A 13,600-nucleotide genomic window follows, 5' to 3' on the forward strand; every position below is an offset into this window, starting at 1 on the left:
CAGCCAATGTTCAAACGATCCGATCAGGACAGCAGACGATCCGTGCACATCGTCGTGGACGGGGCCGCTGTCGCGGCGCGCGAGGGCGATACGGTGTCCGCAGCGTTGCTCGCCTCCGGCCGTGACGTGCGCCGCGCGACCGCGGTGAGCGGCGCGCCGCGCTTGCCCTATTGCATGATGGGCGTGTGCTTCGACTGCCTCGTCACCATCGACGGCGTCGGCAATCGGCAAGGCTGCCTGGTGCCCGTTGCCGAGGGTATGCAGATCGAAATCCAGAAGGGCAAGCGGGAGATCGGCCGATGAACACGACTGCCAGGCGCGACAGTTATGATGTCGTGGTGATCGGGGCAGGGCCCGCCGGGCTCGCCGCCGCCACGACCGCGGCCGAGGCCGGCCTGTCGACGCTGTTGCTCGACGAGAATGCCGGCCCCGGCGGCCAGGTCTGGCGCGCCATCGCCTCGACCCCGGTGACGGAGCGTGGCCATCTCGGCGCCGACTATTGGGCGGGCGCGGAACTTGTCGAAGCGGTGCGATCGAGCGGCGCGGAAATCATCCAGCGCGCGACGGTCTGGAGTCTCGACCGCAATCTCGAGATCGGCGTGTCGGTCGGCGGTGCGTCGTGCTTCGTCAAGGCGCGCCGTGTGATTCTGGCGACGGGCGCGCTGGAGCGGCCGTTTCCGATTCCGGGCTGGACCCTTCCTGGCGTGATGACCGCCGGCGCCGCGCAGACGATGTTGAAGTCGTCGGGCCTTGTCCCGGACGGGCCGACGGTGATCGCGGGCCAGGGGCCGCTGCTGTGGCTGCTCGCGGCGCAGATCCTACGCCTCGGCGGGCGCATCGACCGCATCCTCGATACGACCGAGCGTCGCAACTATCTTGCCGCGCTGCCTCACGCCTTCGCCTTCATGACGTCGCCCTATTTCGCAAAGGGTTTTGCGTTGATGAAGCAGGTGCGAGCCAAAGTGCCTGTCGTGACTGGTGTCAGCGAACTCGCTGCCGCCGGCGACGGCCAACTCGCGACCGTGACCTATGGGTCCGGCGGCCGACGCGAGACTGTTCCGGCCGAGTTGCTGCTGCTGCATCAGGGCGTGGTGCCCAACGTGAATCTTGCGATGGCAACAGGGATCGAACATCGCTGGGATGATTTGCAGCTGTGCTGGTCGCCGGTGCTTGATCGCGACGGCAACACGTCGGTCGAGGGCATCGCGATCGCCGGCGACGGTGCCGGGATCGGCGGCGCTGATGCCGCCATTGTCCGCGGTCGCATCGCTGCACGCGCCGCGGTCGAGGCGCTGGCGCCGGCGGCTACCGCCAGGCTCGCATCGATGGCAACCTTCAGGGCATCGCTGGTAAAGGCCGAGCGCGGGCGCATTTTCCTCGACACGCTGTTCCGTCCGGCCACGCAGTTTCGCATCCCCTCTGATGACACCATCGTCTGCCGCTGCGAGGAGGTATCGGCCAGAGACATCCTCGAGGCCGTCGCGATCGGTGCGACCGGTCCCAACCAGCTCAAGGCCTATCGCCGCACCGGCATGGGTCCCTGCCAGGGCCGGCTTTGCGGCCTGACCGTCACCGAGCTGATGGCGCAAGCGCGCGGCAAGACCCCTCAGGAGATCGGCTATTACCGGCTGCGTGCACCGGTGAAGCCGATCACGCTGGCGGAACTGGCGGCGGTGCCGAAGACGGAAGCCGACGTCAATGCGGTGGTGCGCGGATGACGAAGCTTGCGGATGCCATCATCGTCGGTGGCGGCATCCACGGATGCTCGACCGCGCTTCACATGTGCCTCGCTGGCATGAAGCCGGTGCTGATCGAGAAGGACTATGCCGGCCGCCACGCCTCGGGCGTGAATGCCGGCGGCGTCCGCCAGCTTGCACGGCATGTCGCCGAGATCCCGCTCTCGATCCGCTCGATGGGAATCTGGGAGCGGATTGAAGCGCTGGTCGACGATAGCTGCGGCTTCGAAAGCCACGGTCAGGTGCTGGTCGCCGAAAACGCCGCCGAATTCGATGCCTGTCGCGCGCGCGTCGCCGAGCTGAACGCGCTCGGCTTCACCCACGAGGAGCTGATCGACGGGCCGGAACTGCGGCGGCTGGTGCCGGCGGTGGCCGAGAGCTGCCCTGGCGGCGTGGTGTCGCGGCGCGATGGCGCGGCCGAACCGGCCCGAACCACCACCGCGATCCGCCGCAAGGCAGAAGCGCTAGGCGCGACCGTCGTTGAGGGCGTCGCAGCAACCAACATTCGAAAGCAGGATGGGCTGTGGCGGGTCGATGTCGGTGCCGATAGCTATGCGGCGCCGGTGCTCGTCAATGCCGCCGGTGCGTGGGCCGGCCGCATCGCCGCTGATCTTGGCGAGCCGGTGCCGGTCGAGACCGTGGCGCCGATGCTGATGATCACCTCCCGCGTGCCGCATTTCATCGATCCCGTGGTGATCCTGCGCGGCCGCAAGCTGTCCTTCAAACAGTTCGCCAACGGCACGGTGCTGATCGGCGGCGGGCATCTGGCGACGCCGGACCAGGACCGCAACGAGACGGTGCTGGACTGGCGCAGTCTCGCCATCAGCGCCCGCACCGTGTTCGAATTATTTCCCGTGATGCGCAGCGCCACCATCGTGCGCGCCTGGGCCGGTATCGAGGCTCGCACAAAAGACGAACTGCCCGTGTTCGGCCCGAGTGCTCGTCACGCAGGGCTCTATCACCAGTTCGGCTTTTCGCTGCACGGCTTCCAGCTTGGCCCCGGCGCCGGCGCCGTGATGACGGAGCTGATCGCGAGCGGTGGCACCCAGACCCGGATCGGCGATCTCGGCATCGACCGCTTTCATTCTTCCCAACCCTAGAACCAAGATGAGGACATCATGAACATCATCCGCAACATCCGCACCCCGATCATGCACCGCGCCGTTGAAGCCAACGGTTTTGTCTTTGTCGGCGGCACGATCGCCGACGACACCAGCGTCTCGATGGGCGAGCAGACTCGCAACATCCTCGGCAAGATCGCGGGCTATCTGAAGGAGGCGGGCACGGATCGATCACGCGTCGTCAGCGCCTCGATCTTTGTCACGGATCTCTCGAAGAAAAAGGAGATGGACGCGGCCTGGACCGAATTCTTCGGCGACAATTTGCCGGCGCGCGCCACCGTCGGCGTCGCCGATCTCGGTGGCGGCGCCTTGATCGAGGTCGTGGTCACCGCGCTCAAAGGCTGACGCGGGCATTTCCCTCTCGTTTCACCGGCTGACCGGTGGAACGAAGGGGACCGTGCGCGGTGCGGCTATTCTTCTGCTGGACCCGCGAGGTTGCGACGGAGGCGCTGGGTTTCGCGCCACGTCTCACCAACCTGTTTGCCAAAACGAGCGAGCCTGGTTGCGACCTGCATGATGATGAGTGTGACCATGGCTATCGGCCCGCCCTGGAGAACAAGCGGTCGATCTGGCGCTCGGCATTATCGGACAGTTGTTGCATCCCGTGGTCGGCAACGTACGCCTCAACAGCGCGGGCAGCCCGTCGCTCATTGGATTCGATACGAGCGCGCAACAATCTTGCAAAAAACGAGGGTTTTTCAGTCGGGGCAGAAAGCCAGGCCCCAGTGGTTAGAACATTCGCCATTAGATGGCTCCTTTTCGGAGTTGTCCTTGGGACGAATTTCCTTCCTGATTCCTACATAGATATTGCAGCGCACAAATGCGAGGTCAAAAAGCGCGCATCAGGCATCAATTTTTGCCGCATCGGGTGAGCGACAATTCGGCACAAGGTTAACGGCGGGTTAAATTCCGGCCGTCATTCCCAATCGGCCGATGCCCGGAAATTTCAGCGCCGGCCGGCGAACATCGAATCCCAGCACCGCGCCGAGGAAGTTGATTTCGAAACCCTCGACCCATCCGATGGTGAGGCCGAGATAACCTCCGAGCGACGCAAAAACGCCGGTACCGGAAGCCGTCAGTCCGAATGACTTGCCCTCGTAGGGATAGTCTTTTCCGATCGCGGTGGGCGGCAGCACAGCCATCAGTTCGGGGACCGCATTGAGGACGGCCTGCACGAAGGTGTTGGAGTTCGGACCCGGCCACGGGCTGTAGTCGCCATAGGCCCGGAATCGATAATTTTCGACGACGTGACGGATCTTGGGGATGAGGCGACTTGCTTCCTCGCCATCGACCGCGACGATGGTTTCAGGGGCGGCGCCGAACCAGCGCGCATCGGCCGCGAAGCCGTTGGTGCGGATCGGCTCGCCCCAGGCGGTGTAGTCATAGCGGGTATAGGTCGCGGCGTTCTGCTCCTTGATAACGATCCAGGTGTGGATCGCGAAGATCGCCTTCCATCGCAGCGTGCGCGCGCCATAAATGCGAATGACCGCATCGGGATGGCGGGATGCCTCGGGCAAAAGCCCGGCGCTGGAGCGGTCCGCCGTCTGCCAGCTTCCACGCGGGTCATCGGACCAATAGCGGGCCGCCGATACACCGATCGGGAAAAAAACCAACGACAGAAAGATGATGACTGGTTTGATCAAGGGGGCGTCGGGCGTGATTGATATGGCGGACTACGATCCCTCATATAGTCCGCTTCTTTGTTTGCGCCAGTTTGGTACCCGGACTATTCGCGGGCGGGCCTCTTCGGCGGCGGAAGGGCCCGGATAAATAATCGCGAAAACAACCCCATGCAAAGTACGGGCTCCTGGTCACGCCACCCGGGCTGCGCTGCGTCCCGCTAGGCCAGATTGTGAACCCATGCCTCCGGATAAAGCGCATAGGCGTGGCCACGGCGTGCAAGGCGCGAGAATGCGGGGAAATGCAGGTGCATCCCGGCGATCAGGATGCCATCTGAGCTGACGCGATCGAACATGCGTTCTCGTGAGGCCGCTGCCGCGGCGAGATCGGTGTCGAAGGCCATGCCGGCTTCGGGAAACGCGGTCTGCACTTCCGGCACATGTACCGTGTCGCCCCAGATCATCAACTGATCATTATCAGATGCAATCAGATACGCGGTATGGCCCGGCGTATGGCCGAGGCTGGGTACGGCGGTCACGCCAGGAAAAACTTCGCCGTCTCGAAACAAACGCGTGCGGTCCCTGTACGGTTCGACCTGCTCCCGGCCGGCGCCAAAATAGAGCTGCCTCGCTCGCTCGTCGACCTTGCTCATCTCGCCATCGTCAAACCAATAGGCCTGTTCGTTTTCGTGCATGACCAGTTCCGCGTTCGGAAAGTAGCGTTGACCGTTCGACATGTCGGTCAGGCCGGCGGAGTGATCCGGGTGCATGTGCGTGAGCAGCACGGTGTCGATCGATTTCGGATCGATGCCGGCCGCCGCAAGATTACGCTGCACGTGGCCGGCGGTCGGCTGCAGATAATTGCCCGATCCGGTGTCGACGATAGCGATACGACCCTTCGAATGGATCAGGAATGTGTTGACGCTGGTTCGCCGCGCCGGCCGGAATGCGTCCTGCAGGATCCGGCGTGCTTTCTCGACGTCGACGTTGCGCATCACCTCGAGATTGCCGTCGAGATAGCCATCGCTGATCGTGGTGACGACGATGTCCCCGATCTTGCGATGATAGACGCCGGGAATTTGCTGTGCAGGCTGCGAAGGCATGTTGGAAGACCCTGTGCGATGGAGGGGGGGTGGCCGGGTGCCGATCAGGCATCGACCGTTCTGAGGAAATCGGCGATGCAATCGGACAACAGATCGGGCGTTTGCACGGCCATGTAGTGGCCGGAGGGAATTTCGACGTAGCGGGCACCGGGGATCGTCTTGGCCGTGGCTTCCGCGAGCGCTGGCGGCCGCACGTGGTCAAAACTGCCGCCGATCACGAGCACGGGACAGCGCAGCCTGTTCAGTTCGTCCTGCATGTCGAGGCCGGCCAGCATGCGCCAGATCGTGGCATAGCTCGCGGGATCGTTGCCGAGCCACCGCGCCCGGTATCGTTGAAAGCGCGCGATGTCGCCGCGAAGCTCCGGCGCATAACCATTCTGCATCGAATCGGCGACAGCGAAAGCCATGCCGGCGGCTTCGATCTTGAGGAGCCGCTCAAGCGCTGCCGCGCGACGCTCCGCGGCTATGCCGGTGGCCGGGCTGCTGACCGCGACCGCACTCGTGCGTTCGGGGTATCGGGCCGCGAAATGAAGTGCGATCGCGCCGCCGAGGGCGACGCCCGCCAGTGCGACCTTGCCGGCGATGCCGAGCGCATCGAGCAGGCCTGCGATGTCGTCGGCCATCGTATCGATGCCAAGCTCGCCGCGCACCTTCTGGGACATTCCCGCGCCTCTGGTGTCGTAGCGCAACACCCGGCGGGCTTCCGAGAACCGTGGCACGACGTCGTCAAAACTTTCGAGCGAGCCAGCCATTTCGTGCACCAGCACCAGGGTGCGGTCACCCTTGCCGCTGAGTTCGTAGCGCAGCCCGACGCCATCAAGTTCGATGAAGTCCATTCCAGATTCCCGGCTTCTTTTATTGACGCCTGCCAACGCACCAACAGCGCACGATGTGCGCTGTTGGTGGTCGATTGGCGGCGAGGGCCGTTACGAAGCGGAGGCTGCTATCCGAGCTTGGTCGCCGAGCGCGACAGCAGTTTCCAGTCCGATCCCTGCTTCTGCCAGTTCATCAGAATGTGGAGGTTGGTGGAGCTCTTCTTGCCGTCGGCGACGGCTTCCTGCTCGCCGAGCCAGTGGAACCGGACGATCGCTGCCGGGCCGACGACGCGGATCGCGGGGTCTTTATAGGTCAGCGACAGCCACTTCGATTTTCCGCTGGTCGCGCCGGCGATGAAGGCCGCCTTGTCCTCGACCCGGCCATCCGAGTGGCTGTAGCTGAGTTCGGCTGCGCAAAGCGCGGCGAGTCCCTCGGCGTTGGCGGCGGCCTGCGCGGTGCGGAAGGCCTCGAGGTTCTTGGCGACCGCATCTTCATCGGCGCCGGCGAAGGCTGGCATCACGCCGAGAAGTCCGATGGCGAGTACCGGTAACGCAAGCTGACGACGATCGATGTCCATGGATTTCCTCCGTTGTTATGGTTTTGAGACCGTGCGTTGTTTTTCTGCTGGCCGGGACTCGCGATCGGGGCAGGAGCCGGCCTGCGGACGCACGCGGTTGCGGTTTCCGCAGGGCCGATTGAAACACAGGGTTGTGTCTTCTGAAAGTATTATCAGCGGTGTGCGCTGCGAGAGGAAGCGAAATCGCTCCCGTAGCCCGCGCCAGATTTGCAATCTTGGTGCTTGCAATCTGGCGAGCGTCTGCGTCAGGCGAGCAGAGGTTTTCGAATAGTTCTACGGCGGTTGTAAAATTCTGCCGCCATGCAGATCAGAATCAGGCCAGCGCCGTCGGCTTTGGCGGATGGGCGGTCCGGGGATGATGATCGTGCAGGTAGGTTGCGAGTGTATTTGCAATGACGCCGTCATCGACGGCAGCCGCAAACAACATTTCCTGGGCGTCGCGCGACAGCTCCGGCCACACCTTCAGCGCTGCGTGACCGAGCAGTGCGGCGAATTTGTTTTCGTCCATCTACAAACCCTCAAGCGGAGGCCGAGCGCGCCGAAGGCCGCAGATTTCTCTGCGGCCTCGACTTGCGAAATTAAAATCCTACCAGCGCGGTCCGGCGCCAAATCCAACACCGACTCCGCCCGGTCCCACGCCGATACCGACGCTCGGGCCGTCATTGTAATAGCCGCGGCGTTCGATGTATCGCTCGCGCGGAGCGTAATTGTAGCTGTCGCCGTATTCCCGCTCAACGACAACGCGGCGGCCGCCACGGGTACGGTAGCATTGGCCATATTCGTCGCACACCATTCTGACATGTTCGATGCCGTTATCCGGCATCACGGTAATGCCATGCGAGAGCGGTGCGGCCGTTGCGCCGGTAGCGAGCAGCGTGCCGGCGCCAATCGCGAGCACTACGATAAATTTCTTCATGACTGAACTCCTTCAGGTCGATGAACACCAACCCCACCGCTTACCGAATGTTCCCGGATTTGGAATGTTCCCGGCCACTCATTTGGCGCGCAAATCGGAACCCTGCGAAGCAATGCTCCGCGACCAGCGCCGTCGCTTATGCCGGCAGCCAGGCCTTCACCGCCCGACGGGCGCCCAATTCGTAGAGCTGCGCCAGCGCGCGCGTCACGGCGTTGCGCAGGCGGGGGTCGTTTCCAAATTCGCCGAAGATCGAACGAACGTCGAGCAGCGCAGGCGCCAGCCGATCAGCGACGGGGCCGGCTGTTTTGGCGATCGCGGCCAGTTCCGCCGCTAAGGGATCGCGCACCTCGATCGCCTGTCCCTTCTCATCGCTGGCCGTGACGTAGCGCATCCAGCCTGCGACGGCGAGCGCGTGCGTATCGATCGGCAAGCCCAGCCGCAGCCGGTCCTGCATCGTGCCGAGCAGCCGCTGCGGCAGTTTCTGCGATCCGTCCATCGCGATCTGCCAGGTGCGGTGACGCAGGGCGGGGTTGGCAAAGCGCTCGAGAAGCGAGGCGCTGTATCCCGCCAGGTCAGTCCCCTCGGGCATCGAAAGCGTCACGGCGGATTCTTGCATCACGCCATGGGCGAACGCCGCAAAGCGATCGTCGGTCATCGCAGCGGCAATGGTCTCATGGCCCGCGAGATAGCCGAGATAGGCCAGCGCCGAATGGCTGGCATTGAGCAGCCGCAGCTTCATGTGTTCGAACGGTGTCACATCAGTGACGAGCTGCACGCCGGCGCGTGCGAAATCGGGGCGGCCGGCCGGAAAATTGTCTTCGACGATCCATTGCGTGAACGGCTCTGATATCACGGGCCATGCGTCGGTCATGCCGAGTTCGGACGAGACCGCCGCGCGATCGGCGTCGGTGGTTTCGGGCACGATGCGATCGACCATCGTGGACGGGCAGGCGACGTGATCGGCGATCCACTTTCCAAGCTCGGGCGAGCGCAGGTGAGCGAACTGCGTCAGGATCCGTTTCACGGTATGGCCGTTGGCCGAAAGATTGTCGCAGGAGAGGACGGTGAACGGCGTTGTGCCCGTCGCCCGTCGCCGCACCAATGCGGCGACGATGAATCCCGGAGCCGATCGCGGTGCATCCGGGTTTGCAAGGTCGTGGACGATATCGGGATGGTCTGAGTCGAGTTCGCCAGTCTGCGGCGTGTGGCAATAGCCTTTCTCGGTGATCGTCAGCGAGACGATGCGCGTGGCGGGATCAGCCATGCGCGCGATCAATTGCGCGGGGTTGCTCTTGGCGACTTCCGTCTTCAGCACCGAGCCGATGATCCGGTGCTCAGTGCCCGCGCCGGAGCGAACGGCAACCGCATAGAGACAATCCTGCGGGGCGAGGGCGTCGTGGGTGTCCGAACTTCGAAGGCTGGCGCCGATGATTCCCCAGTCCGTCACGCCGTTTGCGAGCAGGTCGTCGATTACGACCGCCTGGTGCGCGCGGTGGAACGCGCCGATTCCGAGATGGACGATGCCTGATGTGACCCGTGCCCGGTCGTAACCGGGGCGGCGGATATGGCCGGGGAGCCGGGCGAGGCTGGCGTTCGAGAGGCGCAAATCGGCCTCCTTTGGGTTGGAATGGCGGAATTTTCGCCATTCGCCTTGACATAGCGCGCCCGTAAGGTCAATGTTTGGTCAATTGGTAAGGCCAATTTACCGATCGGCACTGGAACTCAAGACCAGCCGATTGGCCAGAGCCAACCAGAAAAGAATCGATCCACGAGGTCGTTCGGAGGAAACCAGCGTGCCGTTAGAGGCAGTGGAAGCGCGACGCCTATACCGCCAGGTTGCCGATCAGCTGCGCGCCTTGATCGACAGCGGCGAATACGCCGTCGGCTCCAGGCTCCCGACCGAACGCGATATCGCCGAACAATTGAAGGTCTCCCGTCCCACCGTGCGCGAAGCGCTGATCGCGCTCGAAGTCGAAGGACGTGTTCGCATTCGTGTCGGCTCCGGAATCTATGTCAGCGATCCGGCCGCGCTTGCCGCGCCTTTGCCGGCCTCCGCAATGATCGAAGGGCCGTTCGAGTTGCTGCGCGCCCGCGAGTTCATCGAAGGCGCCATCGCCGAAGAGGCGGCGAGGGTGGCCAAGCCGGAAGATATCGCGCGCATCGACGCCTCGCTGCTGGCGATGGCAAACACCCAGCATCCCGGCGACGCCTCGATGATCCACGACCGCGCCTTCCATGTCGCGGTGGCGGGAAGTCTCGATAACGCCGTGCTGGTTCGCGTCGTCGGCGAACTGTTCGACCAGCGGCTCAATCCCTATTTCGCCAAGCTGGCGCATTATTTCGAGAACCCGGAATCCTGGGGCGCCGCGCTCAGTGAGCATCAGGCGATCCGCGACGCCATCGCCGCGCGCGATCCCGACGCCGCGCGCCTTACCATGCGCGAGCATCTGGCGCGTTCGCAGGAACGCTTTGCACAAAATTTTGGAACCGAAGCCCCATCCCCTCGCGCGCAGGCAAGGAGCGGCTGATCAGGCATTCGAACGGTTCGGCCCAAAAGGCTGAATCGGTTGAGTAAGAAAAGCAAATGTAACAATGGAGGAGATTTCATGTTGAAGAAATTGACAATTGTATTGGCGGCTTCCGCTGCCGTGCTTGTTGCCGCCACCAGCGCCGGTATGGCGCAGACCAAACTCAAATGGGCGCACGTCTACGAGACGTCGGAGCCGTTCCACACCGCGTCGGTGTGGGCCGCACAGGAGATCGGCAAGCGCACCAACGGCCGCTATGCGATCGACGTCTATCCGGCCTCGCAGCTCGGCAAGGAAGCCGATATCAACCAGGGCCTTTCGCTGGGCTCGGTCGACATCATCATCTCCGGCTCCAGCTTCGCCGCCAAGAGTTTTCCGCCGATCGGCGTGACCTATTATCCCTACACGTTCCGCGATGCCGATCATCTCCTGGCCTACACCAAGAGCGATGTCTTCAAGGATCTCACCAAGGGCTATGAAGACAAGACCGGCCACCGCATCGTGGCGGTGACCTATTACGGCGTGCGTCACACCTCGTCGAACCGCCCGATCAAGGCCTGCGCGGACATGAAGGGCCTCAAGATACGCGTGCCCGACGTGCCGGCGTATCTGGCGATGCCGCGCGCCTGCGGCGCCAACACCGCGCCGATCGCCTTCGCCGAGGTTTACCTGGCGCTGCAGAACGGCACCGTGGAAGCCCAGGAGAATCCGCTCACCACCATCGAAGCGAAGAAGTTCTACGAGGTGCAGAAGCACATCGTGCTGACCGGTCACATCGTCGACCACCTCAACACGATTATTTCAGGCGGGCTCTGGAAGAAGCTCAGCGAAGAGGATCGCAAGATCTTCACCGAAGTCACCCAGGAAGCCGCTGCCAAGGCAACCGGCGAGATCAAGGTCAACGAAGCCAAGCTGGTCGATTTCTTCAAGCAGAAGGGTCTCACCGTCACCGAGGTCGACAAGGCCGCGTTCCGTGACACCGTGATCAAGACCACGAGCTTTGAAAGCTTCGACTACCGCAAGGCCGACTGGGATCGCATCCAGGCGGTGAAGTGACGACGAAGTCGTCATCCCGGGGCGACGCGTCAGCGTCGAACCCGGGATCTCCAGATTCCGGGTTCGGCTCTCCGAGCCGCCCCGGAATGACGTGAGCCAATCACGCGACGCGACTTGGGGATTAAACGCATGTCTACGGCTGAAGTGCACAAGCAGATCACGGCGGAAGAGATCGCCCATACGTTCGAGGACGAGGCGCCGAAGGGCGCCGACCTCAGTCCGTATGCGTTCGAGGACTGGCTGGCGCTGGTGATCTTCTGGATCATGGCGCTGTGCGTCTTCCTGCAGTTCTTCACCCGCTACGTCCTCAACGACAGCTACGCCTGGACCGAGGAGATCGCGACCTATTGCCTGATCGGCGTGGTGTTTATCGGCTCATCAATGTGCGTGCGGCTGTCGCGGCACATCCAGGTCGACCTGGTGTTCCGCTATCTGCCGCATGCGGTGGGGCGCGCGCTCTCGACCGTGATCGACCTGATCCGGATCGCGTTCTTCGGTTATGCGATCAAGCTGGTCTGGGTCTACATCCAGATCATCGGCGAAGAGCGGATGACGACGATCAAGATCGAAAAAGGGTTTGTCTATTACGGCGTGCTGCTCGGCTTCGTGCTGATGTTCGGCCGATCGATCCAGATTGCGATCGAAAACTGGCGGCGCGGCTATTCGATACTGGAGCGCCCCGGCGCGTTCGACGGAACGGAAGGGTAGGGCGATGCTGCTGCTGCTTGGGGCATTTTTGCTGTTGATGCTGGTCGGCCTTCCCGTCGCACTGGCGATGGCGGTCTCGTCGCTGTTGTATATTCTCGTCACCGGCATCACGCCCGACGTGACGCTGGCGCAGCGCATGATCGCGGGCGTCGAGAGCTTTCCGCTGCTGGCCGTTCCCTTCTTCATCCTCGCCGGCAACCTGATGAACATCGCCGGCGTCACCGGGCGCATCTACAGCTTTGCGGTCGCATTGGTGGGCTGGATGCGCGGCGGCCTCGGCCACGTCAACATCGTCGGCTCGGTGATCTTTTCCGGCATGTCCGGCACCGCGATCGCCGATGCCGCAGGCCTCGGCACCATCGAAATCAAGGCGATGAAGGACCATGGCTATTCGACGGAGTTTTCCGTCGGCGTGACCGCGGCGTCGGCGACGCTCGGCCCGATCATCCCGCCGTCGCTGCCGTTCGTGATCTACGGCATGATGGCGAACGTCTCGATCGGCGCGCTGTTCCTTGGCGGCCTCATTCCGGGCGTCGTCATGACCTTGATGATGATGGCGACCGTGGCCTATTTCGCCCACAAGAACGGCTGGGGCAGCGATACGCCGTTCTCCTGGCGGCAGATCGGCTCGGCCGGGCTCGAGATCGTGGTCGTGCTGTGCTTTCCGCTCGCGGTCTGGCTGCTGGTGCTCGCCGGGCTCTCGGTCAACATGGCCGTTGGCATCGGGCTCGTGGCGCTGCTGGCGCTCGACTGGTATTTCGATTTCTCCGCCGTGATGGCGCTGATGGCGCCGGTCATCCTGATCGGCGGCATGACGCTGGGCTGGTTCACGCCGACGGAAGCCGCGGTAGCCGCTGTGATCTGGTCGCTGTTCCTCGGGCTGGTGCGCTATCGCTCGATGACGTTACAGACCGTGGCGAAGGCGACCTTCGATACCATCGAGACCACGGCATCGGTGCTGTTCATCGTGACGGCGGCCTCGATCTTCGCCTGGCTCTTGACGGTGTCGCAGGCGGCGCAGATCCTGAGCGACGCGATACTCGGGATCACCCAGAACAAATGGGTGTTCCTGCTGCTGGCGAACATCCTGATTCTGTTCGTCGGCTGCTTCATCGACACCATCGCCGCGATCACCATCCTGGTGCCGATCCTGCTGCCGATCGTCCTGAAGTTGGGCATCGATCCCATTCATTTCGGGCTGATCATGACGCTCAACCTGATGATCGGCCTGTTGCACCCGCCGCTTGGTATGGTGCTGTTCGTGCTCGCCCGCGTCGCAAAACTCTCGGTTGAGCGCACGACGATGGCGATCCTCCCCTGGCTGGTGCCGCTGCTGCTGGCGCTCATCGCCATCACCTACATCCCGGAGCTGACGCTCTGGCTGCCGAAATATATGGGACTTGCTAAGTGATAGGACTCG

General features: G+C 63.2%; 15 protein-coding genes. 8 read left to right on the plus strand and 7 right to left on the minus strand.

All coding sequences use genetic code 11. The features are described from left to right. Nucleotides 1-6 precede the first annotated feature (6 nt). The 4 genes from JQ629_RS09770 to JQ629_RS09785 are packed head-to-tail and all read left to right on the plus strand — an operon-like array spanning nucleotide 7 to nucleotide 3,202. A complete protein-coding gene (locus JQ629_RS09770; protein ID WP_212001941.1) occupies nucleotides 7-303 on the plus strand; it encodes a (2Fe-2S)-binding protein in 297 nt (98 codons plus the stop codon). Next, a complete protein-coding gene (locus JQ629_RS09775) occupies nucleotides 300-1,718 on the plus strand; it encodes an FAD/NAD(P)-dependent oxidoreductase (RefSeq protein ID WP_212412461.1) in 1,419 nt (472 codons plus the stop codon). The genes JQ629_RS09770 and JQ629_RS09775 overlap by 4 nt, the downstream gene beginning before the upstream one ends. Beyond that, complete coding sequence (locus JQ629_RS09780) at nucleotides 1,715-2,836, plus strand: NAD(P)/FAD-dependent oxidoreductase (RefSeq protein ID WP_212412462.1); 1,122 nt, start codon at nucleotides 1,715-1,717, stop codon at nucleotides 2,834-2,836. Before JQ629_RS09775 ends, JQ629_RS09780 begins: the two co-directional genes overlap by 4 nt. A gap of 18 nt (nucleotides 2,837-2,854) precedes the next feature. Then, complete coding sequence (locus JQ629_RS09785) at nucleotides 2,855-3,202, plus strand: RidA family protein (protein WP_212001947.1); 348 nt, start codon at nucleotides 2,855-2,857, stop codon at nucleotides 3,200-3,202. Between the two features lie 557 nt (nucleotides 3,203-3,759). Here JQ629_RS09785 and JQ629_RS09790 read toward each other — a convergent pair. From JQ629_RS09790 to JQ629_RS09820, 7 genes are all read right to left on the minus strand, one after another. Next, the gene (locus tag JQ629_RS09790) at nucleotides 3,760-4,500 is read right to left on the minus strand and encodes a DUF3750 domain-containing protein (RefSeq protein ID WP_212412463.1); all 741 of its coding nucleotides are present in this window, start codon (nucleotides 4,498-4,500) and stop codon (nucleotides 3,760-3,762) included. Nucleotides 4,501-4,697: 197 nt separating this feature from the next. Further along, nucleotides 4,698-5,579, minus strand: a complete 882-nt coding sequence (locus JQ629_RS09795) for an MBL fold metallo-hydrolase (RefSeq protein WP_212412464.1) — start codon at nucleotides 5,577-5,579, stop codon at nucleotides 4,698-4,700. A gap of 44 nt (nucleotides 5,580-5,623) precedes the next feature. Next, nucleotides 5,624-6,415 carry an alpha/beta fold hydrolase gene (locus JQ629_RS09800; RefSeq protein WP_212412465.1) on the minus strand — a complete coding sequence of 264 codons (792 nt, stop codon included), beginning with the start codon at nucleotides 6,413-6,415 and terminating at the stop codon, nucleotides 5,624-5,626. Nucleotides 6,416-6,522: 107 nt separating this feature from the next. Then, nucleotides 6,523-6,972, minus strand: coding sequence for a nuclear transport factor 2 family protein (locus tag JQ629_RS09805; RefSeq protein ID WP_212385945.1), 450 nt, complete (start codon nucleotides 6,970-6,972; stop codon nucleotides 6,523-6,525). 313 nt (nucleotides 6,973-7,285) lie between these two features. Further along, nucleotides 7,286-7,480, minus strand: a complete 195-nt coding sequence (locus JQ629_RS09810; RefSeq protein WP_212412466.1) for a hypothetical protein — start codon at nucleotides 7,478-7,480, stop codon at nucleotides 7,286-7,288. Nucleotides 7,481-7,558: 78 nt separating this feature from the next. Continuing rightward, on the minus strand, nucleotides 7,559-7,888 hold the full coding sequence (locus tag JQ629_RS09815; protein ID WP_212412467.1) for a hypothetical protein: 330 nt from the start codon (nucleotides 7,886-7,888) through the stop codon (nucleotides 7,559-7,561). A gap of 136 nt (nucleotides 7,889-8,024) precedes the next feature. Then, nucleotides 8,025-9,494: a mannitol dehydrogenase family protein gene (locus JQ629_RS09820; protein WP_212412468.1), complete on the minus strand. Its 1,470-nt coding sequence runs from the start codon at nucleotides 9,492-9,494 to the stop codon at nucleotides 8,025-8,027. A 187-nt stretch (nucleotides 9,495-9,681) separates the two neighbouring features. On the opposite strand from JQ629_RS09820, the gene JQ629_RS09825 reads away from it, so the two are divergent. From JQ629_RS09825 to JQ629_RS09840, 4 genes are all read left to right on the plus strand, one after another. Then, nucleotides 9,682-10,416, plus strand: coding sequence for a FadR/GntR family transcriptional regulator (locus tag JQ629_RS09825; protein ID WP_212412469.1), 735 nt, complete (start codon nucleotides 9,682-9,684; stop codon nucleotides 10,414-10,416). A gap of 78 nt (nucleotides 10,417-10,494) precedes the next feature. Next, nucleotides 10,495-11,472 (plus strand): sialic acid TRAP transporter substrate-binding protein SiaP, encoded by a 978-nt coding sequence (locus JQ629_RS09830; RefSeq protein ID WP_212412470.1) that lies wholly within the window; start codon nucleotides 10,495-10,497, stop codon nucleotides 11,470-11,472. A gap of 129 nt (nucleotides 11,473-11,601) precedes the next feature. Next, complete coding sequence (locus JQ629_RS09835; protein WP_212412471.1) at nucleotides 11,602-12,180, plus strand: TRAP transporter small permease; 579 nt, start codon at nucleotides 11,602-11,604, stop codon at nucleotides 12,178-12,180. Between the two features lie 4 nt (nucleotides 12,181-12,184). Further along, nucleotides 12,185-13,591 (plus strand): TRAP transporter large permease, encoded by a 1,407-nt coding sequence (locus JQ629_RS09840; protein ID WP_192734949.1) that lies wholly within the window; start codon nucleotides 12,185-12,187, stop codon nucleotides 13,589-13,591. Nucleotides 13,592-13,600: the final 9 nt, after the last annotated feature.

Source organism: Bradyrhizobium sp. AUGA SZCCT0222, assembly GCF_018130205.1.
GTDB lineage: Bacteria > Pseudomonadota > Alphaproteobacteria > Rhizobiales > Xanthobacteraceae > Bradyrhizobium.

Bases quoted from the DNA above. Each gene is read 5' to 3' on its own strand.
- JQ629_RS09840 (WP_192734949.1), top strand. From the start codon at position 12,185: ATGCTGCTGCTGCTTGGGGCATTTTTGCTGTTGATGCTGGTCGGCCTT.
- JQ629_RS09780 (WP_212412462.1), top strand. From the start codon at position 1,715: ATGACGAAGCTTGCGGATGCCATCATCGTCGGTGGCGGCATCCACGGA.
- JQ629_RS09805 (WP_212385945.1), bottom strand. From the start codon at position 6,972: ATGGACATCGATCGTCGTCAGCTTGCGTTACCGGTACTCGCCATCGGA.
- JQ629_RS09830 (WP_212412470.1), top strand. From the start codon at position 10,495: ATGTTGAAGAAATTGACAATTGTATTGGCGGCTTCCGCTGCCGTGCTT.
- JQ629_RS09810 (WP_212412466.1), bottom strand. From the start codon at position 7,480: ATGGACGAAAACAAATTCGCCGCACTGCTCGGTCACGCAGCGCTGAAG.
- JQ629_RS09785 (WP_212001947.1), top strand. From the start codon at position 2,855: ATGAACATCATCCGCAACATCCGCACCCCGATCATGCACCGCGCCGTT.
- JQ629_RS09795 (WP_212412464.1), bottom strand. From the start codon at position 5,579: ATGCCTTCGCAGCCTGCACAGCAAATTCCCGGCGTCTATCATCGCAAG.
- JQ629_RS09775 (WP_212412461.1), top strand. From the start codon at position 300: ATGAACACGACTGCCAGGCGCGACAGTTATGATGTCGTGGTGATCGGG.
- JQ629_RS09800 (WP_212412465.1), bottom strand. From the start codon at position 6,415: ATGGACTTCATCGAACTTGATGGCGTCGGGCTGCGCTACGAACTCAGC.
- JQ629_RS09835 (WP_212412471.1), top strand. From the start codon at position 11,602: ATGTCTACGGCTGAAGTGCACAAGCAGATCACGGCGGAAGAGATCGCC.
- JQ629_RS09815 (WP_212412467.1), bottom strand. From the start codon at position 7,888: ATGAAGAAATTTATCGTAGTGCTCGCGATTGGCGCCGGCACGCTGCTC.
- JQ629_RS09770 (WP_212001941.1), top strand. From the start codon at position 7: ATGTTCAAACGATCCGATCAGGACAGCAGACGATCCGTGCACATCGTC.